Below are 22457 nucleotides of genomic sequence, written 5' to 3'. Positions count from 1 at the left end.
AGGAAATGATTCGCCTAAAATTACTCTTACAAAGAGTAGTGGTACAGCTGCACAATTATGGCAACATATAATGACTAGAATGCATGAAGGCTTAGAAAGTAAAACATCCTTCGATAAACCTAGTGGTATAGTATCTGTAAATATATGTACTCAGTCAGGAAAATTACCAACAGAACTTTGTACTCGTGACCCAAGGGGCAGTACAGTTAAATCTGAAATATTTGTAAAGGGAACAGAACCAAAAAGTCATTGTGATGTTCACGTAGAAGTTACCATAGATAGTACCAATGGAAAACTGGCTAATGAATATTGTCCAGAAGAAAACAAAGTTAAAAAGGTGTTTATAGATCGTACACCACCTTATTTCCCATCAGAACACAATGGTATTGCACCAACAGATTTTCAGTTTTCTGTTCCAAGAGAGTTCTGTACTGACCATAACCATAACACTGTGATTCCAGAACCTATAGAAGATGATTTCACTTCTCCTCCATATATATGGGGAGATGAAAATGAAAATGAATATAATGACGAAAACTAAGGTTAATTCCTTAGTTTTTCGTTTTTGGTTTAAAGATTAATGCCATTATATAGCCAAATAAAATTGCAGCAGCTACTCCACCGGCAGTTGCCTGTAAGCCTCCTGTAAAAGCACCTATTACTCCTTTAGTCTTAGCACCTTCTATTGCTCCCTCTGCTAATGCATTTCCAAACCCTACTATTGGAACTGTAGCACCTGCACCTGCGAATTTTACAAGGGGTTTATAAACTCCTATACCTCCTAAAATAACACCTGCCGTAAGAAAAGAAACCAATATATGAGCCGGAGTCAATTTAGTATTGTCTAATATAACTTGACCTATTACACATATTAATCCACCAACTACAAAAGCTTTAATATATTCCATATAACCACCCCTAACTATTATTTATATCTATAGTAATTGCATGAGCTATTCCCGGAATTGATTCACCTTGTTGATTTATAATTGTTGAGTGAAGTGCTCCTGTAGCCATTATCAATACTCTGTTAAATTTTCCTTTCATCATTTCCTTATATATATAACCATTTAATACAACTGCAGCACATCCACACCCAGAGCCTCCTGCATGAGTATCTTGAGCTTCCCCATCGAATATTTCTACACCACAATCTGTATACATACTAGATAAATCATATCCTTCTTTTTTCATTAAATCTAATACTATATTCTTTCCTACCTTCCCTAAATCTCCTGATATTATAAGATCATAGCTAGATGGAGAGTAACCAGTATCTTTAAAATGTGTAACTAATGTATCAACAGCTGCTGGTGCCATAGCAGCCCCCATATTTGTAGCGTCTTTAATACCCATATCTATAATTTTACCAGTAGTCGCATAAGTAATATATGGTCCATTTCCTTCTGATGAAAGTATAGTAGCTCCAGATCCAGTAACTGTCCATTGTGCTCCAAAATTTCTTTGAGAACCATATTCCAATGGAAATCTAAATTGTCTTTCAGCAGAACTGAAATGACTAGATGTAGCACATATTACTTTGTCTGCAAACCCACCATCTATAAGCATTGCACCTAAAGATAAAGACTGTGTCATAGTAGAACAAGCTCCATATAATCCATAATAAGGGATACTAAGTGCCCTAGCTGTATAAGTAGAAGAAATTATTTGATTTAATAAATCTCCAGATAATAAGTAATCTATATCTTGATTAGTCAAATTTCCATTTGATAATACTGCTTTTATAGTTTCTTCTTGTATTTTAGCTTCGGATTTTTCAAAGGATTCCTGTCCCCACATATCATCTTCCAAAATCATATCAAAATAATCTTTAAGTGGCCCTTCACCTTCCTTTGGTCCTACTATTGTATAGGTACTTACTATTGAAGGTGGATTCCCAAATTTAACTGTTTGTGAACCAAACTTTTTTAATGCCATAAATTATCTCCCCTTCGTAAATAATAGATGTAATACGCCAACAATTACTGAACTTCCTACTCCATATACTAGTACAGGTCCTGCTATTGTAAACATTTTTGATGCTACACCAAAAATAAATCCTTCTGTCTTAAATTCCATTGCAGGTGATACTATAGCATTAGAAAATCCTGGAATAGCCGCCCCTGCTCCTCCAATCTTTCCAATTTCATCATATACTCCCAGTCCAGTAAGTAAGGCTCCTAGGAATACCAAAATAATAGATGTACCTGATGCAATCGCCTTTTCATCAAGTCCATTTTTCATCATCCAAGTCTTTAAAAGCTGTCCTATAGTACAAATTGCTCCACCCACCAAGAAAGCAAATATTATATTCTTTAAATAGGTAGGCTTAGGAACTTTCTTTTCCGAATACTTTTGATACTCTTTTTTATTCATATTCTCCATTTATTTCATCTCCTCTACTTAGTTAAATATCCAAAAATATAATGAACCTGCTACTTTTCCAGCCATTAATGCCCATATAATATATCTTAAACTATCTTTTATTTTTAATTTTTTTGACATTGCTGGAATTACATTTAATACTTCCGCTAAAGCAGAAGACAATAAGCCAATAAAAACTCCGCATAATAGACCAATTAACGCAAGCATAATTTTAGGCAGACTAATATGAAACTCTGAAAAATATATTATAACGAATAGAATAAAGGATATAGATATAGTCATCTGATAAAGTTTAATATATTTCCATGTATTGCTTATTTGAACTAGTCTTGGGACTATCTGGAGTATTGTAATAAAAGCAGCTGCTGCAGTGCCAACTGCTAATCCACCTCCAAAACCAATTGTCATTAACAATAATTTTACTCCCATAGCACACCTCTTTTTATGACTTTTCATTTTTCTTAATATCATTTAATATATGTTTTTCCATGTCTTCATCATATAGAAATAATTCTATTTCCATAGGACCTGGTTCCTTTTTTCTTCTCTCGCTAAAACTAAAAATTCTAGTAAAAAATGTTAGTACTCCTACTCCAATTCCAATTGAATAAGGAATATTCATAATTAAAGGATTGTTTTTCTTTTCTCCAGTAAAGGTAAAATATAATTTCTCCATAGCTTGCTTAGCATCAACATCTGCATGAAAATTTATTATAGCTATACTTGCTCCAAAAAATAAAACTATACATACTAAAAATACTTTTATAAACTCAAAAAATGGTCTTTCCTTCTGTCGTGATTTATACTCAATTAGCACTTCTACCTCTCCAAGCAACTCTAAATCTATATCTGGATATCTACCTAGAACCTTCTCAGATATCTCTATAGCTGTTATATAATCCCAGTCCTCTTCAACATTTCTTTTCTTAACTCTAATATTCTCTATATTTTTTTTTATATCTGGTTTTACACAATATACTTCTCCTAGATCCTCTATAAGTGCATCTTTATCTGGTTCAATGGAGGCCTTTTTATTGACTACTATATATACCTTTTCTTTATCCATAAATCATACTCCATTCTAGTATATTAATGACAAAATTTGCCTTCTTTGGTACTTCTTTATTTGTCATTTCTCCCTTATACCATAATATCCCACCAGCAAGAACTAGGAAAATCATTAACATAATAATTATTCTTTTATAATTTAATTTATATATCATATAATCACCCCATTCTAAGATTATTATCTGCTATAATTATTTTTTAATACAAAAAAATATCTAATAGGAAAAATTTACAACTATTATCAATGAGTAAGAGAAATTCAATGTTCTATGAAATATGCATCAAATTTATGTTCACAAAATAATTAATATAAACAAAACAAAAAATCCCACCAATGAGAGCAAGTGAGACTTAGTATAAATCCTTATTTAGTTTTATAAGACATATAATTTGGAAAATTTATATATCTTTTATACCCTTTTCCATAATATTATATTAACATAGTGGACAACTTCATTTTAAATACCTTTCAGCTACTGCCCTAGATTTTCCTCTTTCTTTTATAATTGTAATTACTTTATTAAGACCACTCCTAAAATTACTTAATTCTGCTTGTAAATCTTCATATCAACCATACTTCAAAAAAGAAAAACCCAAGAATTTAATTTTTCTCTGGGCTTCTATAACCTCTAATGTATTTTATTTATTATACAAATTTAAACCTTATTCTTCAATAAAATTCATCAATTCTTCATTAAATTTGTCTCTCTGATCATAGAACGATCCATGCCCACTATATTGAAATGGTATAAGTTTTGCATTTTTAATACTTCGTTCTTGTATTTCTCCTAGTTCAAATGGAACAACTCTATCATGTATACCATGAATAATTAGTGTTGGAACATTTATTGTTCCTAAATCATAAAACAGTTCTTCATTTAACCAAGCGTTTGCAATAGCTGCAGTTGACCATCCCGCTGCTTGTAATCCTAATTGTAAGAACCAGCAAGAGAATGGCTGAGTTATATACTGAAAGAAAAATATATTGCCAAAATCACTTAACATTTTAGGACGATCACCATATGTTCCCTCAATGATTTCAATTACTGTTTCCTTCTCCAATCCATAAGGAAAATTAGGAAGTTTTATAAGACTAGGAGCTGCTGCTGCAAAAAGGGCAAGTTTCGACACCCCATATCCATTATATCTAGACATATATCTGATAGCAATTGCCCCACCTGTTGAGTGTCCTGCCAGTATAAAATCTTGTAATTTGAATGTTTCAATTACACATCTAACATCATCAGCTAACCTATCATAATCGTATCCTCTCCATGGTTTATCGGATTTCCCAAATCCTCTTTGATCTATTCCAATACATCTATACCCTCTTTTGGGAAGCTGATCAAACTGATATTCAAATAGTTCATGACTCCCAGGCCAGCCATGTAAAAAAACAATTGTCTTATAACCCTCTGGGTTAAGATCTTCTACATAAACCTTTACATTCGACTCTACATTAACATAATATCCCATCAAAATACCCCCTATAATTAAATGGCTATATTAATATATTATTCCTTTAAACATAAGTTTATGAATTAGGGTCTAATTCATATTTATATCAATGTTGGATTTTCTCTAAGTAATCTTGCTGCTTATTCCCATATTGTTATTATTTGAGTCTGATTCATTTTATTACTCCTCTAAAAATAATAATTAACACTTTACTAATATCTTTCATATATTGTTACTAGGTTATTTACTTAAACCAAATACTAAATAGGAGGTATTTACATGGGCGATTTATTAAATAGAAGAGATTGTGATGATAATAATTCTTTACTATTCTTTTTCTTGCTTTTAGTGGTTATTTTCTGTAACTGCGATGGCTTCTTTGGCGGAAGATGCTAGTCACCACAAAAATCGAGGCTTGTCCTCGATTTTTGTTCTTCTGCACTACAAATCTTCATTCTTTTTCTTCTTGCTATATCTTCAAGCTCTTCCTAAGTATATTTATCTGACCTTTGTTCAAAGTTATGAAACTTACACCATTATATCCTGTAAGTATGTTAGAGAAGCTATCTATGGTAAGGACTAAATCTACTTGTGAGCTTTTCTTGGTCATTTTAAGGCAAATATTATGCCTTTGCTAAATTTCTCCTCATTTCTTCTATTATTTTTTTTTCTATTCTTGAAACTTGAACTTGAGATATACCTAATTCAGCTGCTACCTCAGTTTGAGTCTTATCTTTAAAATATCTCAAAATAATAACTTGCCTATCTCTAGGTTTCAATTTTGCTAGCATATCTTTCAATACTATATTATCAACAATGTCCCTGTCATCTTCTGACTCATTGCTAATTTTATCTATTAAATATAAAGGTGAACCATCATTTTGGTGTACAATGTCATAAAGATATTCTGGATGATATGACGCTTCTAAAGCCATTACTATATCTTCTTTATCCATTTGAATTTCATCGGATATCTCTTGAATCGTAGGTTCTCTGCCAAGTTGCATAAAAAGCTTTTCTTCTGCTCCCTTAGCCCTTGATGCAGTCTGTTTTAATGATCTACTTACCTTAACTAATCCATCATCTCTTAAAAATCTTTTAATCTCCCCTATTATCATTGGTACTGCATAGGTTGAAAATCTAACATCAAAAGAAGTATCGAATTTCTCAATGGCTTTTAGTAGCCCTATACTGCCTATTTGAAACAAATCATCTACTTCATAACCTCTATTCATAAAACCCCTTAAAACCGATCTAATAAGTCCTAGATTAGAAGACACTAATATATCTTTGGCTTCCATACTACCATTCTGTGCCTCCTTAATAAGTTCCATGGTCTTCTCATGGGATAATAAAGCCTTGTTTTCACTGCCTAGACTCATAATATCTACTCCTTATCTAAAAGGCTTTTGAATTTTTTTGTCATCTTTACTGTTGTACCTTTCCCTTTAACACTTTGTACTTCAAGGCTATCCATAAAAGTTTCCATAACTGTAAAACCCATACCAGATCTCTCCAAATTCGGTTTAGATGTATAAAATGGTTCACGAGCTTTATCTATATCAGTAATCCCCATACCTCTGTCTTCGATAATTATCTCTATTTTATTACCTTCAATCCTTGATTCAACAATTACTATTCCCTCTCCATATTCATATCCATGTATAATAGCATTGGTAACAGCCTCTGATACTGCTGTTTTAATATCTGATAATTCTTCCAATGTCGGATCCAACTGAGATGCAAATGCCGCTACTACTACCCTTGCAAAAGATTCATTATTAGATTTACTTAGGAATTCTAATTTCATATAATTTTTTTCCACCATTTTCATCTCCTTTATAAACTTTCATTTGCTGCTTCAATTGTTGGATATACATTTATTATCTTGAGTAATCCAGACATCCTAAGCATCTTGTCTACATATGCATTATCACTTACTATAGCCATTAAGCCCTTTTTCTCTATACAATTTTTATATCTCCCCATAATAAGTCCGATTCCTGAGCTATCCATAAAAGTCAATCCTCTTAAATCTAATATTATGTTTTTAAGTTTTGGATCAAAATATTGTTGATCTATTTTTTCCCTTACATTTTCCGTAGTGTGATGATCTAATTCCCCCTTAAATTGTACCAATAAATTATTTTTGTGTTTTTCTACTGATAGATACAAAAAATCCCCTCCTTCTATTCCTTATACATATATATTCTATATAAATATCTATTTCTCCTTCAAAGAATATTGACTATTTTTGTTGTTAAATGAAAAAAAGAGTCTAAAAAAGACTCTTTTAATTTTAGTTTTTTATTACATTCTTTTACAAGCTTCCACTACATGGGATAATAAAAGTGATGTAGTCACTGCACCAACCCCACCAGGTACTGGTGTTATCATAGAAACCATCTCAGATACTTCTGGATAATCAATATCTCCACTTAGCTTTCCTTCACTATCTAAACTAACTCCTACATCTATACAAATTGATTTCTCATTAAAATACTTCTTATCAAAGAACTTTGCTTTGCCTAGAGCCGTAACTACTATATCAGCTTTGCTAGTTATCTCGTGTAAATTCTTAGTTCTAGAATGACAAATAGTTACTGTTGCATTTTTTTCAAGCAACATCATAGCTAAAGGCTTACCTAATACCATTGACCTATTAACAACTACTACATTTTTACCTTCCAATTCAACATTATTATATAGTAATATCTCCATAGCCGCCTTTGGTGTACAAGGCGTAAACCCAGTCATATTTCCTTCAAATATTTTCGCTAAATTCAGAGGATGCATACAATCTACGTCTTTAGCAGGAGATAATGCCTGTCTTATCCTTGCCTCATCAATATGTTTTGGTAATGGTCTAAATACAAGTACTCCTGATATGGAATTATCTTGATTTAGCTCTTCCATAAATTCCACTAATTCATCAGTTGTCATATCTAAATTTCTTTCAAATACTTTGGATTTTATTCCAATTGCATCACAGTTTTTAATTATGCTTTTTTCATAAGAAACATCATCTGGATTATTCCCTAGCCTAACAATCCCTAAAGTTGGTACTTTACCTACCTTAGCAAGTTCCACAATATCATTTTTCATATTCTCCTTGATTTGGGCTGCTACAACACTACCTTTTAAAATCTCTGCCATCTAACAACACCTCTTTCATCTATTGCCTACAATTAAATTGTAGTGGTAATTCAAATTATAACATATTCCTTTTTAAATTCAAGAATTCATTGGAGAAGGCACTCAAATCTTGAGTGCCTTCTGACTAATTATTCCTTGATGCATTTTTTATATTTTTCTTTAATTGTACCTTTGGCTCAGCAGGCATACCAAATAATGGAATAAGTCTATCTAAACCTGTTAGAGTCAATAACAATATTGAAACTACAGCTATAATTGCCATAAAATTATATTTAATTAAATCAAATGCCACAAACTCATGTAATGGATATATGGCAGTTGCAATTCCAACGAAGAATCCAATATATACATGCCATGGAATAAGCTGAGAACCAAATACTCCTAAAGCATCTGAAAAAGTAGCATTTCTTAGTTTAAGCTTATACATATCCTCTTCGTTTCCTTCCACATTCTCTTCAACTAAACCTTTTATAATTGGTCCAATAGTTACTATTTGAGCCATCTCATCTGCTAAGGCAGCATTTCCTATAATAGATAAAACACCATTAGCAAACATTAGTTGTCTAACATTTCTTGATACCTTAGATATAAAATCTGATAATGGTTTAAAGGCATGCATCTTAGACATTACACCGCCAAATGCACCAACCCACATCATCATAACTATTACCCATGAACCAGCATCTGAAAACCCTGTATATACTGAATCTAAAAACGCATGGGTTGATTCAACAGTACCTGCTACTAAACCTAATAAATATGAAGAAATAAGCCCAAGACCTAAACACGCTAAAGTAGGTAACCCTTTAATAGCAACTGCTAATACTATTATTAACGGTAAAATCATATAAGCTGGAACTCCCTCTTTTACTTGATTTAACAAATCTACTGCGGCAGGTCTTTTCTCAGCCAAAGTCGTCCATACTTCTTCTGGAATTTGGTTTATAGCCTCTGCTGCACTACCTACTGTACTAGGTAGTCCTAAACTAAATGTAAAGAATAAAACTGCAGCTAAAACCAGACATAGAATAGACCATACACCTTGATGCCTGATTCTATGTATTACCTCTACTCCTTGAATACCAGAGCTAACAACAGTAGTATCTGATATAAGTCCTATATTGTCCCCAAAACAAGCACCACCTGCAATTGCACAAACAGTCAATGCTATATTTCCACCAACTATATGATTCAACCATAGAAAAATAGGTGCGGTGGCTGCAAAAGTACCCCAAGATGTACCAGTTGCAATGGATAAAATTGCTGAAACTACAAATGCAGTGACTGCAACAGTTTTAGCTGTTAAACCTAATCTTAGAGCAATATTTATAATTGCAGCGCCAACTCCTGTTGACATAAATGCTTCTGCCATGGCATAAGCAAGCATAAGAATAAAAAATACTAATTGCATCCCTTTAACATTTTCTACTGCTGCATCAACGATATCATTGAACTTTATCTTTTCAGTTGCATAAGCTATTATTGCAGCATAAACTGTTGCAATAGGTGCTATAACTAAAATATCCAGTTCAAGGTTACCAAGGTTACTAGCCATCATAAGTCCTGCTAGTAAAAATACGGGTGAAAGCTTTAATAATGCTATCATTTTTTAACCCTCCTCCTTTTTATGGAACTGCATTGTTAAAATTTAATTAAAGTATAACATATTAAAATACCTTAGACAACTGAAATTTTTTACTAATTAGAATATTTAGATATCTGTTATGACATTTTAAAACGCATTAAAAGACTCTCCTTGTCCTTCAATGCGTTTTTCTAGAATTAATTGTTTAAGATTCTTCTTCCTGTTACATATCTAGCCTTGTAATAAGCTTCATCTAAAGAGGATATAGTAACCTGCTTTCTACCTGAAGACGCATGTATCATATTATTATCTCCAATATATAAACCCACATGACCAATTCCTTTACCAGTAGTTCTAAAAAATACTAAATCTCCAGGAATCAATTCATCTCTTTTTACTTCAATTCCATTTTTTACCTGCTCACTAGATGACCTGTTAAGCTTAATACCCAATACATTTAGATACATTGAATAAGTAAATCCCGAGCAATCATACCCCCTCTTTCCAGTATCAGCAGCTACATATGGCTTTCCTAATTCACCATGTGCCGTTTTAATTAATTTTGTAACAGCTGCCGATCTTTTGGATACGTTTCCTCTTGTAACTTTTTCTTTTGTATTTCTTAATTCGATATATCTTCCACCTATTTTAAATTCATTTCCTTCTTCATCTATAATAGTATAGATATCACTTTTAAAATCCTTTACAGCAACCATTTCACCTTTGATTAATGTATAAAAAGATTTATCATTTTTTAAAACCTTATCAACCTTTGAAATACCATAGGATATATTCTCTTCATCTACAGTCTCAACATCTGATAATTTTATATATCCTCTAATACCTTTTTCTGTACTAAACAGACCATAATCTTCTTCATATTTAATTGCTTGTACAACCTGATTTGTAGTTAATAATCCAATAGAATTCCCATCTGGCTTGTCTAAAATATTAGTGTCTTTTACCACTATGTAATTTTGAGTCATTTTCATAATATTATCCTTGGGTACTTCATAATTCATATTTTCCTTTTCAATTATATAAACTCTATCATTTTCTCTGATAATATTAACATTTTCTTCTTTGCTAAATACAACTTTAGTACCATCCTCTTTAGTGCCAAGATATTCCCTAACAAATATACCAGTGTCTTTAAAACCAATTAAACCAATAAGACATATACCCACAATAGTTGTCGGCAGTTTGTGTTTTCTATTATTCAATATGAACACTCCCTTGCATCAGATTTTAAATATAACACTATTATATTCTATTATATTAAAGCATGCAACCTAATTATTACAAAATGATTACAAAATTTACTGGTTATTTTTGAAAGGGCTCGATATGAATCATACAATGCTTTATATCACTTATTTCTGCTTCCAATCTATCATGAACTTTTTCTGCAATATCATGACCAGCTTTTACAGAAATATTAGAATCTACAAAAATCTCTATATCTACATATATCTTATTTCCAAACACTCTGGTTTTTAAATTTTTAATTCCTCTAACTCCATCTATAGATCCAGCTTTTTCCTTAATAATCTTAAGTACTTCTTCACTAGCAGACTCATCAACTAGCTCCTTTACTGATTTAACATATAGTTCTACCCCAACTTTAATAACTAATACGGATACAATAATACCTGCTATTGGATCTAAAGCAGGAAATCCTAATCTAGCACCTAGAACACCGGCAAAAGTACCTATTGATGAAAAAGCATCTGACCTATGATGCCAAGCATCTGCCTCCATAGATATACTTTTTATTTTTCTAGCCACTTTAATAGTGTACCAATACATACCTTCTTTAACTATAATAGATAAAAATGCGGCTATTAAAGCAATTGATTTCGGTGTATTAATATTTCCATTAATCAAAATTATAATAGACTTATATCCTATAAATACACCTGTTATTAATAGTAATATACTTAAAATCTTAGCAAATACAGATTCATATTTTTCATGACCATAAGGATGTTCATTATCAGCTTCCTTGGAAGATATCTTTAAACCTAACAAAACTACAAATGTAGTTAATATATCCGATAAAGTATGGACTCCATCAGCAATCATAGCATTACTGCTTCCAAGAACCCCAGCAAAAATCTTTGCTATAGCTAATATTATATTTATAATTACAGTTATCCAAGAAGCTCTCACTCCTAATTTATAATTTTCCATAATATACCTCCACTTTTTATATTAATTGATAATGATAATATCCATTATATGCTTATACTTTAGATAATTCAACTGATTTTGGAATATAGAAATTATTATCAATTGATAATTAATATTGCTTATTATTTATTAATCTTTTTAATAGAATTTGTTTAAGTATAACATTTATCTATATTTAAATTTTTAACCTCATTTTATGATATATTAATTAATATAAAGTAAATATTGGAGGTAAAATCCATGATTATAGATACTCATGTACATGAAAATAAATATTCATTTGACAGTTTCTTAGATTTTAAAGAATCTATTGAATTAGCTAAATTTATGGGAATAGATGGACTTTGTATTACAAACCATGATAATAATACTCTTAGAAATGATATAGGAGATTCTGCTAAAATCAATGGTATTTTAGTAATAGTAGGTGCAGAAGTGCTGACTTATGAAGGAGATATACTTGTATTTGGATTAAAAGATATTCCAAAAGACATGGTAAGTGCAGAAGAATTATTGACATTAGTAAAAAAACATAATGGTGCAGCTGTTGCTGCTCATCCTTTTAGAAATAACAATAGAGGTATGGGAGAAAATATGAGAAAAGTAAGCCATCTCTTAACTGGAATAGAATCTTTCAATGGCAGCACTTATTCATACCATAATTTACAATCCTATGCTTTAGCTACAGAATTAAACATACCTTCTTTAGGTGCTAGTGATGCTCACAAACTTGAAAAACTAGGAGTCTATGCAACTAAATTTCATGATAGCATAAGAGATCATAAAGATTTTATAGAAGCCTTGAAAACAGGCAATTTTCACCCAGTAATGAGAAAAGACGGAAAATATAAAGATATTGATTATTTCTATGAGGATCACATAATTCAACCTAAAAAAGTATCCTCAATTAAATAGCAAATTCACTCTCTCTTATAAAAATATATAAAAGGAACTTCTAATAATCATGGAAGTTCCTTTTATATATTTATTATCATTCATAGACACTTTTTATAATATATTTTTTGCTATAAAAATTATATTTTTTTCTTGTAATTATTTTAAAAGTATGCTATTATATTATTAGTTAAACAATTTAATAAGCGAATGATGATTATTGGAAATATCCTTTAGGATAACCGTAGGAGCAAAGAATAAAGATAACACTAATCCTATTCTGAAACTCTCAGGTAATTAACAATAATTTGACGCGTTCCCTGGAGAGACTTGTTAAATCAAGCATCGAAGAAGCAATTCATAATTTGTATATTTATGAGGAAACTTTCAGATACAAGGACAGGGAGGTAGAGTGATAGTTTTTTTATTATGCTCGGCCTCTCTGTTCTTTTGTTTTTTTGTAAATTTTATTAAACTAGGCATTAATATCTTCTACTGTGAAGTTATTAAGTATATATTAATTTTTATGACACACACACACAAATAAAATCGTGATTATATAATCACGATTTTATTTATATACAATCCTATATTCCTTTTCATCTAAACCCACGTAATTTCCAACAATTATATTTATCTCCTCCTCTAATCTATATATCTCTTGTCTATTATTATCATTATCTAATTTCATTATCTGTTTAACCCTATTTTCTATATCATCAATTATATCTTCTATTATTATTTTCATATCTAGTACAGAATTTGGATAATAATCATATATCCCCTTTCCCATTTTTTTTGCAAATAATTTGAAATAGAATTCATAAATCCTTGAATTAAGTAATCCCACAAGATATTCTAGTGAAATCTTATTTCTATATTCATCTTTAATAATTATAGAGTATATATCTGCACTACAATATAGATTGTTATAATCCAACGCAAATCTATTTGTACTTGCCTTATATGGAAATACAATTTTAGGCTGCTCAAATAATTTAGTATCTCGTCCCCATTGTAATTCATACCATTTTCTTCTCCCTACTTTACATTCTCTCCTATTTTCTAATCTATCTTTATAATTTCTGATAAATTCTATACTATTTGGATAGTCTTTCTCCAATTTAATTAAATCCGAATATACTAAAGATAACTCTGTATCTAATATATGATATCTATCTACATTCTTGTTTTTTATCCATTTTTTTAGCAGTTCTTTTTCAATATTATATTTCTTTATGAGTTCTTCCGTTAATACAAAAGCCTTATCACACCCTGTTATAACACCTTGAAATGATGTAACTATATCTCCTAGTTTATATTTACTTTTATTTTCTATTTTTTTATATATATTAAGGCTTTCCTTAGATATAAGTATCCATCTATCTGTATCTAGATTAGCTTGATTTATTTGAAATCTTTCGAATAAATTAGCTTTCATGGTTTCCTGTAAATCTTCCGATTCCTCAAAGCTATGTCCATCATCAATTAGTTTATTCACATTTATTTCATTATTTAAAGATTTAGTTTTCTCAAAAAAATATATAGCTGTCGCAACTCCAACATCTCTAAATATTTTTGCTCCATAAAAATCTACTATTTCTAAAATATTTGTATTATTTGCTAAATACATTCTCAAATTCCTTCCAGTTGGACCTTCCATAAAATACCTTGAAGTAATAATCCCAGATATACCATTGGGAGATAAAATGTCAACTATTCGTTTTAAAAAGCAAAAAGAAATATCTGATTTATCTTTAAATACAGTATCGTATTCATTGAGTAACCATTGTTTATAATCCATATCTAATTGTTTATGTCCTATATAAGGAGGATTGCCTATTATATAATCATATTTTTTACTCCAAAACTTTATAAGCCTATTTTTCTCCTTTGAATTACTCTTATCTATACTAAACTCTTCCCATTTAACTAAACTATCACATTCCACAATATTTAGTTCCCCTATTAATTTATTTGATTCCTTTTTTGATAATCCTATTTTAGTCAAATTTACAGCCGTTTTATCTTTATCAGCACCATAGATACAATGTTTCAATATATGATAATGAAGATTTTCTTCTTTCCAATAATCTTTCCCTTTTACAATTAATAACTGATTATCCTTTTCTAATTCATATATTTCTTCTTTGTACTTCTCTTTTAATTCTTCTAGTCCTAATAAAAATTTTCCCTTTAATACATCATAGGCTGCCATTAAAAAATATCCTGCACCACAGGAAATATCTACAACGCTAATATAAGGATTTTTTATAATATCACCTTTGTCAACAGTCTTATTAATTATATATTTAATAATAAACTCAGGTGTGTAATATTGCCCTATAGATTTACGGATTCCCTTATCAGTATTCTTTTGATAAATATCACCTAATATGTTATTTTCCATCTTTGTCTCCTCAACTTTTATGTATATTAAAAATCCATTACAACAGATACACGATAATTTATTCTAGTATTACTTCTATATAGATATATTTTTGGCAATATCCTTATTATACCATTATCTGGAACTTAATTATACTATCCAGTATATATTATTATCATCATTTTCTAATGGATTCTCACAGTATCCTAAATATAATAAAAAAGGTAGAAAATCATTCTACCTTTTTTATTATATAATTATACAAATTAATCCTCCACTGCCATCATTAATTATCCTTTCAAGGGCTCTTCTAAGTTTCTGTCTTGCGTCTTCTGGCATCGTGCTAAGTTTTCCTTGAAGTTGCTCATTTACTAAATCATATAATGATTTACCAAATAAATTTGATTGCCAAATCTTTGAAGGCTCTCCTTCAAATTCTGATAATAAATACTGTATTAATTCTTCAGATTGCTTTTCTGTACCAATAAGCGGTGAAACTTCTGTTGCTATATCAGCCCTAAGTACATGAAGTGATGGTGCTTTCGCCTTTAGCTTTACTCCAAAGCGATTGCCCTGACGATAAATTTCTGGCTCAGCGAGCTCCATTTCTTCTAGGCTAGGACTTACTAGACCATACCCTATTTCCTTAGCTTCAATTAATGCTTTTTCAATCTTGTCATATTTCTTTTTAGTTTCAGCTAATTTTGAAATCAAACCTAATAATTGATAATCACCTTCTATTGAATATCCTGTCATATCCTTTAGTACATTATAGAATAAATTATCATCAACAACTATTTCAGAGTGCACAACTCCTTCACCTAATTTAATTTCAACTAATTTTACATCCTTTACAATATCCAGTTCTTTTAATGGATCTAAGAATCCTGAAACTTCATTTAATTTTTGTAATCCTTCTATCGTTTCTTTTAAAGAATTTAATATATTTGACTTTATCCAATGTTTTTTTGGTAATCCTTCTATCCACTTTGGAAGGTTGATAGTAACTTCTTTTACAGGGAATTCAAATAATAATTTTTCAAAGATTTTTTCAATATCTTGAGCATCCATATTAAGACAATCTACTACTACTACCGATACTCCATATTTGCTCTGTAAACTTTCTCTTAGGGCAATTGTACTATCTAAATTAGGGTGTTTTGAATTTAGAATTATGACAAAGGGTTTTCCTAATTCTTTTAGTTCTGAAATTACTCTTTCCTCTGCCTTAATGTAATTAGATCTATCTATATCAGTTATAGATCCATCAGTTGTTACAACTAATCCAATGGTAGAATGATCAGCAATAACCTTTCTTGTACCGATTTCAGCGGCTTCTTCAAAAGGAATTTCTTTTTCATACCAAGGGGTAGTTACCATTCGAGGTATAAAATTTTCTTCATGTCCTAAAGCTCCACTAACTAAGTATCCAACACAATCCACCATTCTTACTTTAAATTTAACATTCTCATTTAATATAAGTTCTACAGCTTCATTGGGTACAAATTTTGGCTCTGTAGTCATTATTGTTTTTCCCGAACCACTTAAGGGTAATTCATCCTTAGCTCTCTCTTTTTTATGCTTGTTTTCGATATTAGGTAAAACAAGCAGCTCCATAAATCTCTTTATAAATGTAGATTTCCCTGTTCTAACTGGGCCAACAATACCTGCATAAATATCTCCATCTGTTCGCTCAGCAATATCTTTGTATATATCAAATACTTCCACACCGTTCACCCCTTATGAATATATTTATTTAAATATAATACTTAACATTATATATATACGTATGGGAGTATTAAATATTACAAGCTAATGAAAAAAACCTGCTAATTTTAGCAGGTTACTGTAGGGATATTAAGAATTAGTCAATTCTTTATCAGTAAAAGTTAATGTGACTACCTGCACTAAATCCATTCCGTAAAATTTAGATGGGTCAAAATAGTCTTGAAGAGAGTAATTTCTCATGCTTCTACCACTATCATAAACCATCAAAGCCACAGGTATTTCTTTGTTGATTTCTATCTTCTGGAATTCCTGTAAAAAGTCTTTAGTAGATGACATTGTTTCTAAATCAAGTATAATTTCATCTGTTTTATAAGAAGCTCTTCCACTAGCATTTATATTAAAATCCACTACATAATTTTCTTTTAGTTGCATTGTAAAAACTCCATTTAATTGCTCCGTAGGCTCTCTATCTATTCCTATTGAAATAGCTCCACCACCAATACTGCTCCAATTTTTGCCATCTTCAAGTCTGTAAACATTTACATTTAAAGTTATTACTTCTTTTGGTGCATGAAAAGAAATAATTTGCGAATTACCTTCCATGCCAAAAGCCTGCAATATATATTTCTCCTTCTCTGATAATTGATAGGGTATAACCCCTTCCTTCCTTAATAGTTTAGATAAATCTGTCTCTTTTGAACAAGCAACTAAAGACATTACAGTAGTAAATATTAATATTATGGAAAAAAGTTTTCTACTTTTCATAACAACTACCCCCGTTATAAATAATCTTTGTTTTACATTTATCTAATTATTATCCATTTCCCATCCATATATTCAAGCTTAAATTCAAAAATATTATTATATTCTTATATTACTTTTCCATTTAAATATAGTTTTTCAAGATACTCAACCAAATATGAATCTTTATATTCCTCTACTCCTCTAACATATCCTCTATGCCATAGGGACATATCTACCTACATAGTTTGCTTCTAATTGTTAATTCAAGTAAATCATATTTTAGTATTTATTGTCAACATATTTATTTCTCTAAATTTCAATACTTCAATGTTATAAGCTATTATAAGTCTATATAATATATTAATATTACAAGCTAATGAAAAAAACCTGCTAATTTTAGCAGGTTACCATAAATTATTATTTTCTAGTACTATATTCTCCATTTCATGTTTTCTATCCCTAATCATTAAATTAGTAACAGAGTTTCTAACATCTTTATCTTCATATAACACTCTATAGATTTCTTCCGTTATAGGCATATTAATATTATATTTCTTAGACAATTCAAAAGTAGATTTTGTTGTTTTTATACCTTCTACAACCATTCCTATCTTTTTAATAGCCTCATCTATTTTCATACCTTGTCCAATGAGTATTCCAGCCCTTCTATTTCTACTATGCATACTTGTACAAGTTACTATTAAATCCCCTATCCCTGAAAGACCTGAAAAGGTATTGGTTTTTGCTCCCATTTTTTCACCTAGCCTTGCCATTTCAAAAATACCTCTAGTCATAAGTGCTGCCTTAGTATTGTCACCACAGTTTAATCCATCGGATACACCAGCTCCTAAGGCTATTATATTTTTCAAAGCTCCCCCTAATTCTACTCCTATAACATCTGGATTTGTATATACTCTAAAATTTGGAGTAATAAATAAATCTTGGACATATTCTGAAACATCTTTGTCCTTAGATGCTGAAACAACAGCCGTAGGTATATTATTAGCCACTTCTTCTGCATGAGAAGGTCCTGATAGTATGGCGTATTTACCATTAGGTATTATTTCCTCAACTATTTGAGATATTCTAAGCAAAGAGCCATTCTCTATACCTTTAGAAACATTTACTATTATTTGATTTGGTTTAATATAGGGCTTAGAATTTTGTAACACTTCCCTAATTCCATGGGTTCCAACAGATAAAATTATTAAATCCTTCTTGGAATTAGCCTTTTCCAAATCATTTGTTAGTTTTAAATTTGATGGTAGTATAATATCAGGAAGATACTTTTTATTAATTCTTGAATTATTCATTTCTTCAACTTGATTTTTATCTCTTGACCATATATCAACATCATAGCCTTTGTTAGCTAATAAAATCCCTAAAGCAGTACCCCAACTACCGCCTCCTAATACTCCAATCTTTTCAGTCATTATAAACACCTACCTATATATTTTTCCCTAATTTATTTTCTTCACCTCTACATAACCTAAATATATTTGCCTTATGTCTGTATACGGTTAATGCTGCTAGAAACCATATTGTCAAATATAAATCTTTATTCACTGTATCTGAAGTCAATACTATAGCAAGTGGTGCAGTAATACAAGCGGCAATTGAACCTAAGGATACATATTTTGTAAATATTATTATAGCAGAAGCCATTACTAAGCACATTAATGCAACCTTCCAATTAAGTAGTAGTAAAACTCCAAAGGAAGTAGCAACACCTTTTCCACCTTTAAAACCAAGAAATATTGGAAAATCATGTCCTAAAACAACAAAAATACCTGCCAATAGACTTCCATTAAATCCAGCTATATATTTTCCAATCAGTATAGCTATTACTCCTTTTAATATATCTAAAGCAAAGGTTAATATCCCCATCTTTTTACCTAAGATACGAAGCGCATTAGTTGCACCTGCATTTCCACTTCCATAATTTCTTATATCAATATTTTTGGATACTTTTCCTAAAAAGTATGCAGATGAAAAGCATCCTATTAGATAAGATAATAATATGGTTATAAATATTCTCATCATTTCTCTCCCTTTTGTTTAAATTCAAATTGGATAGGTGTGCCTATAAAACCAAAATGATTTCTTATTTGGTTTTCCAAGTACCTTACATATGAAAAATGCATAAGCTCTTTGTAATTTACAAATATTAAGAATTTTGGTGGTCTTACGGAAACTTGAGTACCATAATAAATTTTTGCTCTCTTGCCTTTATCACTAGGTGGCTGATTCATCAGTACCGCCTCATTAATTATATCATTTAATACTCCTGTGCTAATCCTTAAGTTATAATTGTTATTTACCACATTTATTAGATCTAATAATTTATCTACCCTTTGACCTGTTAATGCTGAGATAAAAACTATAGGTGCATATGCTATAAATCCTAAAACTCTTCTAATTTCTTTTTCAAATTCTAAATGAGTATTAGTATGTTTTTTTACTAAATCCCATTTGTTTATAGCTATAATAATAGCTTTTCCATTATCATGGGCATATCCTGCTATTTTAGTATCCTGCTCTGTTACTCCTTCCGTTGCATCTATAACTAATATACAAATATCAGATCTATCTACAGCAGTTAATGTTCTTATTACAGAATATCTTTCTACTTCTTCATAGATACTTCTTTTACGCCTTAATCCTGCTGTATCAATAAAAACATACCTATTATCTCCATAATTAAAATAAGTATCTATAGCATCCCTAGTAGTTCCAGGAATATTAGTTACAATTACTCTATCCTCTCCTAAAATATTATTAATTAAAGAAGATTTACCTACATTTGGTTTACCAATTAAAGAAACTTTTATTAAATCTTCATCATAATCTGTGTCTTTGTCCTCTGGAAAGTATTTCACTATTTCATCTAATAAATCTCCAATGCCAAGGCCTTGCTCCCCAGATATAATCATGGGTTCTCCTAATCCCAATTCATAGAATTCATATACTTGATTTTTAAAATTAGAATTATCTATTTTGTTACAAGCTACTACTACATTTTTACCTGATTTTCTAAGCATATTGCCAATTTCTTTATCTGTATCGTTAAGCCCTTCTATTCCATCTACTACAAATAAAATAACATCTGCTGTATCTATGGCTATCTCTGCTTGTCTTTTAATATTTTTCATTATTATCTCTTCATTATCTGGCTCTAGTCCACCTGTATCTATTACAGTAAAATATTTTCCAAGCCATTCACCCTCTGCATAAATTCTATCTCTTGTTACGCCTGGTGTATCCTCTGTTATTGCTATTCTCTTTCCTACTATTTTATTAAATAAAGTTGATTTACCTACATTTGGTCTTCCAACTATACAAACAACTGCTCTATTCATTTATTATCCCTCAATTCTTTATTATATCGATTAAACTTTTTCCTTCAACTTCAGATGAAATTACAGGAATATTAAGTGCCTTTGACACATCTTCAATAGTTAGATTATCTAAAAAAATTTCTTCATCCCTTTTCATCATTGATCTAGGAATAATAATCCCATCTATATTATCATAACTACTTAACTGGGCAACTAAATCTTGACCTGTTACTAATCCTGCCACTGTAATAGTTTCTCCAAAAAACCTATTAACTATAGGTATAACTGTTAATTCTATGCCATGTATTTTTTCCAATATTTTTTCTTTCATTTTAACTATAAAGTCATATGCTAAAGTTCCAGTTGCTAATATATATCTTTTATTATTATTTATTGGAGTTTTTATTTTTTTAAGTTCTATCATTATCTCATCTTCAAAGGATTTCATAAGACCTACTCCATTTTCTAGCTGCGGGAATCCTTCATAATCATTAGACTTAGGGAGCTTAGTCTTAGTCATGGCAAAAAATTCATCAGAAGCAAAAACAAATCTTGTTCCCAACTTTTTTAGAAAATAATTTTGTTTATCAAAGATAAATTTTAATAATTCATTAGCTGATTCTTTATTATAGGGTTCTACTTTTTTAAGCTTTTCCCTATATTTAGTTATACCTATAGGTACAACCGCTACACTTTCAACTGTAGGATATAGTTTAGATAAATCCTCTAAAGTTCTCTCCAATTCTTTCCCATCATTTATTCCAGGAACTAATACTATTTGACAGTTAACTTCAAGATTGGCATCTTTAAATCTTTTTAATATTTCATATATCCTTCCAGCATTTTTATTGTTTAGCATTTTTATCCTAAGCTCTGGATTAGTAGTATGAACACTTACATTGATAGGGCTAAGCCTATATCTTATAATTCTATCTATTTCTTCATCACTCATATTTGTCAATGTAATGAAGTTTCCCTGTAAAAATGATAATCTCGAATCATCATCTTTAAAATATAATGTTTCCCTCATATTTGGAGGCAATTGGTCAATAAAGCAAAATATACATTTGTTTCTGCAGGATTTAGCTTTATCTATTAAAGGATTAGTAAATACTAAACCTAAATCTTCATCAAAATCTTTTTCAATCTCAAACTCCCAAATATCTCCATCTTTTTTCTCTATGGCAACTACTACATAATCATCTGAAACCAAATATTTATAATCTATAATATCTTTAACAGGTATATCATTTATAGATAACAGTATATCTCCTGGTTCTATTTCTAGTTCTTCAGCTATACTACCTTTTGCAACTTCCTCTATAATATTTTTATCTTCTGTAAAATTCTTTAATTCCATCTTTACACCTCAATTAAATTTAAGTATATGTTTATTATTCTAATATAGTATAGCCAATATGTAAAGATAAGCCTACAGATAATTCTGTAGGCTTGTACTTATCTATATAATGGATATTTATCACATAATTTAGATACTCTAGCTCTTATTTCATCTCTA

Annotated in this window: 23 protein-coding genes, 1 pseudogene and 1 riboswitch; of the genes and pseudogenes, 2 read left to right on the top strand and 22 right to left on the bottom strand. The window is 30.3% G+C overall.

All coding sequences use genetic code 11. The annotated features are described in order from the left end of the window. A pseudogene (locus RT714_RS08490) lies at window positions 1–541 on the top strand (transglycosylase); the annotation flags it as partial. Window positions 542–551: 10 nt separating this feature from the next. Here RT714_RS08490 and spoVAE read toward each other — a convergent pair. From spoVAE to RT714_RS08415, 15 genes are all read right to left on the bottom strand, one after another. Continuing rightward, window positions 552–908, bottom strand: coding sequence for a stage V sporulation protein AE (gene spoVAE / locus RT714_RS08485; RefSeq protein ID WP_313757143.1), 357 nt, complete (start codon window positions 906–908; stop codon window positions 552–554). Between the two features lie 10 nt (window positions 909–918). Continuing rightward, on the bottom strand, window positions 919–1938 hold the full coding sequence (gene spoVAD, locus RT714_RS08480; protein WP_313757142.1) for a stage V sporulation protein AD: 1020 nt from the start codon (window positions 1936–1938) through the stop codon (window positions 919–921). 3 nt (window positions 1939–1941) lie between these two features. Next, window positions 1942–2385 carry a stage V sporulation protein AC gene (spoVAC, locus tag RT714_RS08475; protein ID WP_313757141.1) on the bottom strand — a complete coding sequence of 148 codons (444 nt, stop codon included), beginning with the start codon at window positions 2383–2385 and terminating at the stop codon, window positions 1942–1944. Window positions 2386–2403: 18 nt separating this feature from the next. Then, window positions 2404–2814 carry a stage V sporulation protein AB gene (locus RT714_RS08470; RefSeq protein WP_313757140.1) on the bottom strand — a complete coding sequence of 137 codons (411 nt, stop codon included), beginning with the start codon at window positions 2812–2814 and terminating at the stop codon, window positions 2404–2406. A 13-nt stretch (window positions 2815–2827) separates the two neighbouring features. Beyond that, entirely contained in the window at window positions 2828–3451 is a 624-nt protein-coding gene (locus RT714_RS08465; RefSeq protein ID WP_313757139.1) for a stage V sporulation protein AA, read from the bottom strand. Then, complete coding sequence (locus tag RT714_RS08460; protein WP_313757138.1) at window positions 3444–3608, bottom strand: hypothetical protein; 165 nt, start codon at window positions 3606–3608, stop codon at window positions 3444–3446. Before RT714_RS08460 ends, RT714_RS08465 begins: the two co-directional genes overlap by 8 nt. A 508-nt stretch (window positions 3609–4116) precedes the next feature. Then, window positions 4117–4929, bottom strand: a complete 813-nt coding sequence (locus tag RT714_RS08455) for an alpha/beta hydrolase (protein WP_313757137.1) — start codon at window positions 4927–4929, stop codon at window positions 4117–4119. Between the two features lie 451 nt (window positions 4930–5380). Further along, window positions 5381–5521, bottom strand: coding sequence for a hypothetical protein (locus tag RT714_RS08450; protein WP_313757136.1), 141 nt, complete (start codon window positions 5519–5521; stop codon window positions 5381–5383). A 13-nt stretch (window positions 5522–5534) separates the two neighbouring features. Continuing rightward, the gene (sigF, locus tag RT714_RS08445; RefSeq protein ID WP_313757135.1) at window positions 5535–6293 is read right to left on the bottom strand and encodes an RNA polymerase sporulation sigma factor SigF; all 759 of its coding nucleotides are present in this window, start codon (window positions 6291–6293) and stop codon (window positions 5535–5537) included. A 5-nt stretch (window positions 6294–6298) separates the two neighbouring features. Beyond that, window positions 6299–6739 carry an anti-sigma F factor gene (gene spoIIAB / locus RT714_RS08440; RefSeq protein WP_313757134.1) on the bottom strand — a complete coding sequence of 147 codons (441 nt, stop codon included), beginning with the start codon at window positions 6737–6739 and terminating at the stop codon, window positions 6299–6301. Window positions 6740–6750: 11 nt separating this feature from the next. Then, window positions 6751–7086: an anti-sigma F factor antagonist gene (gene spoIIAA, locus RT714_RS08435; protein WP_072972825.1), complete on the bottom strand. Its 336-nt coding sequence runs from the start codon at window positions 7084–7086 to the stop codon at window positions 6751–6753. A 135-nt stretch (window positions 7087–7221) separates the two neighbouring features. Further along, window positions 7222–8067, bottom strand: a complete 846-nt coding sequence (locus tag RT714_RS08430; RefSeq protein WP_313757133.1) for a bifunctional 5,10-methylenetetrahydrofolate dehydrogenase/5,10-methenyltetrahydrofolate cyclohydrolase — start codon at window positions 8065–8067, stop codon at window positions 7222–7224. 124 nt (window positions 8068–8191) lie between these two features. Continuing rightward, window positions 8192–9673 carry a Na+/H+ antiporter NhaC family protein gene (locus tag RT714_RS08425; RefSeq protein ID WP_313757132.1) on the bottom strand — a complete coding sequence of 494 codons (1482 nt, stop codon included), beginning with the start codon at window positions 9671–9673 and terminating at the stop codon, window positions 8192–8194. 176 nt (window positions 9674–9849) lie between these two features. Then, the gene (locus RT714_RS08420) at window positions 9850–10875 is read right to left on the bottom strand and encodes a C40 family peptidase (protein WP_313757131.1); all 1026 of its coding nucleotides are present in this window, start codon (window positions 10873–10875) and stop codon (window positions 9850–9852) included. Window positions 10876–10978: 103 nt separating this feature from the next. Continuing rightward, complete coding sequence (locus RT714_RS08415) at window positions 10979–11845, bottom strand: cation diffusion facilitator family transporter (RefSeq protein WP_313757130.1); 867 nt, start codon at window positions 11843–11845, stop codon at window positions 10979–10981. Between the two features lie 240 nt (window positions 11846–12085). Between RT714_RS08415 and RT714_RS08410 the strand changes: the two genes are divergently transcribed. Further along, complete coding sequence (locus RT714_RS08410; protein WP_313757129.1) at window positions 12086–12760, top strand: PHP domain-containing protein; 675 nt, start codon at window positions 12086–12088, stop codon at window positions 12758–12760. Window positions 12761–13049: 289 nt separating this feature from the next. Then, window positions 13050–13152: riboswitch (glycine riboswitch) on the top strand. 158 nt (window positions 13153–13310) lie between these two features. On the opposite strand, the gene RT714_RS08405 is transcribed toward RT714_RS08410, so the two are convergent. From RT714_RS08405 to RT714_RS08375, 7 genes are all read right to left on the bottom strand, one after another. After that, on the bottom strand, window positions 13311–15149 hold the full coding sequence (locus tag RT714_RS08405) for an Eco57I restriction-modification methylase domain-containing protein (protein WP_313757128.1): 1839 nt from the start codon (window positions 15147–15149) through the stop codon (window positions 13311–13313). Window positions 15150–15377: 228 nt separating this feature from the next. Continuing rightward, window positions 15378–16856 carry a stage IV sporulation protein A gene (gene spoIVA, locus RT714_RS08400; RefSeq protein ID WP_313757127.1) on the bottom strand — a complete coding sequence of 493 codons (1479 nt, stop codon included), beginning with the start codon at window positions 16854–16856 and terminating at the stop codon, window positions 15378–15380. Window positions 16857–16985: 129 nt separating this feature from the next. Further along, complete coding sequence (locus RT714_RS08395) at window positions 16986–17621, bottom strand: hypothetical protein (RefSeq protein ID WP_313757126.1); 636 nt, start codon at window positions 17619–17621, stop codon at window positions 16986–16988. Between the two features lie 383 nt (window positions 17622–18004). After that, window positions 18005–19033, bottom strand: a complete 1029-nt coding sequence (locus RT714_RS08390; RefSeq protein WP_313757125.1) for an NAD(P)H-dependent glycerol-3-phosphate dehydrogenase — start codon at window positions 19031–19033, stop codon at window positions 18005–18007. Between the two features lie 13 nt (window positions 19034–19046). Further along, window positions 19047–19640 (bottom strand): glycerol-3-phosphate 1-O-acyltransferase PlsY, encoded by a 594-nt coding sequence (gene plsY, locus RT714_RS08385; RefSeq protein WP_313757124.1) that lies wholly within the window; start codon window positions 19638–19640, stop codon window positions 19047–19049. Next, window positions 19640–20959: a ribosome biogenesis GTPase Der gene (gene der / locus RT714_RS08380; RefSeq protein WP_313757123.1), complete on the bottom strand. Its 1320-nt coding sequence runs from the start codon at window positions 20957–20959 to the stop codon at window positions 19640–19642. The genes plsY and der overlap by 1 nt, the downstream gene beginning before the upstream one ends. A gap of 10 nt (window positions 20960–20969) precedes the next feature. Next, window positions 20970–22298, bottom strand: coding sequence for a DUF512 domain-containing protein (locus tag RT714_RS08375; RefSeq protein WP_313757122.1), 1329 nt, complete (start codon window positions 22296–22298; stop codon window positions 20970–20972). Window positions 22299–22457: the final 159 nt, after the last annotated feature.

It is taken from the genome of Tissierella sp. (genome assembly GCF_032104385.1).
In the GTDB taxonomy this organism is placed as follows: Bacteria; Bacillota; Clostridia; order Tissierellales; family Tissierellaceae; genus Tissierella.
Note: the sequence above shows the minus strand (reverse complement) of the source record. Positions and strands in the feature narration are given on the sequence as shown.

Excerpts from the sequence above, each read along its gene's own strand:
- RT714_RS08465 (WP_313757139.1), bottom strand. The coding sequence starts at position 3,451 with ATGGATAAAGAAAAGGTATATATAGTAGTCAATAAAAAGGCCTCCATT.
- RT714_RS08425 (WP_313757132.1), bottom strand. The coding sequence starts at position 9,673 with ATGATAGCATTATTAAAGCTTTCACCCGTATTTTTACTAGCAGGACTT.
- sigF (WP_313757135.1), bottom strand. The coding sequence starts at position 6,293 with ATGAGTCTAGGCAGTGAAAACAAGGCTTTATTATCCCATGAGAAGACC.
- RT714_RS08455 (WP_313757137.1), bottom strand. The coding sequence starts at position 4,929 with ATGGGATATTATGTTAATGTAGAGTCGAATGTAAAGGTTTATGTAGAA.
- spoVAC (WP_313757141.1), bottom strand. The coding sequence starts at position 2,385 with ATGGAGAATATGAATAAAAAAGAGTATCAAAAGTATTCGGAAAAGAAA.
- plsY (WP_313757124.1), bottom strand. The coding sequence starts at position 19,640 with ATGAGAATATTTATAACCATATTATTATCTTATCTAATAGGATGCTTT.
- RT714_RS08415 (WP_313757130.1), bottom strand. The coding sequence starts at position 11,845 with ATGGAAAATTATAAATTAGGAGTGAGAGCTTCTTGGATAACTGTAATT.
- spoVAD (WP_313757142.1), bottom strand. The coding sequence starts at position 1,938 with ATGGCATTAAAAAAGTTTGGTTCACAAACAGTTAAATTTGGGAATCCA.
- spoIIAB (WP_313757134.1), bottom strand. The coding sequence starts at position 6,739 with ATGGTGGAAAAAAATTATATGAAATTAGAATTCCTAAGTAAATCTAAT.
- RT714_RS08390 (WP_313757125.1), bottom strand. The coding sequence starts at position 19,033 with ATGACTGAAAAGATTGGAGTATTAGGAGGCGGTAGTTGGGGTACTGCT.
- RT714_RS08460 (WP_313757138.1), bottom strand. The coding sequence starts at position 3,608 with ATGATATATAAATTAAATTATAAAAGAATAATTATTATGTTAATGATT.
- spoVAE (WP_313757143.1), bottom strand. The coding sequence starts at position 908 with ATGGAATATATTAAAGCTTTTGTAGTTGGTGGATTAATATGTGTAATA.
- RT714_RS08470 (WP_313757140.1), bottom strand. The coding sequence starts at position 2,814 with ATGGGAGTAAAATTATTGTTAATGACAATTGGTTTTGGAGGTGGATTA.
- der (WP_313757123.1), bottom strand. The coding sequence starts at position 20,959 with ATGAATAGAGCAGTTGTTTGTATAGTTGGAAGACCAAATGTAGGTAAA.
- RT714_RS08450 (WP_313757136.1), bottom strand. The coding sequence starts at position 5,521 with ATGACCAAGAAAAGCTCACAAGTAGATTTAGTCCTTACCATAGATAGC.
- RT714_RS08395 (WP_313757126.1), bottom strand. The coding sequence starts at position 17,621 with ATGAAAAGTAGAAAACTTTTTTCCATAATATTAATATTTACTACTGTA.
- RT714_RS08375 (WP_313757122.1), bottom strand. The coding sequence starts at position 22,298 with ATGGAATTAAAGAATTTTACAGAAGATAAAAATATTATAGAGGAAGTT.
- RT714_RS08405 (WP_313757128.1), bottom strand. The coding sequence starts at position 15,149 with ATGGAAAATAACATATTAGGTGATATTTATCAAAAGAATACTGATAAG.
- RT714_RS08410 (WP_313757129.1), top strand. The coding sequence starts at position 12,086 with ATGATTATAGATACTCATGTACATGAAAATAAATATTCATTTGACAGT.
- RT714_RS08430 (WP_313757133.1), bottom strand. The coding sequence starts at position 8,067 with ATGGCAGAGATTTTAAAAGGTAGTGTTGTAGCAGCCCAAATCAAGGAG.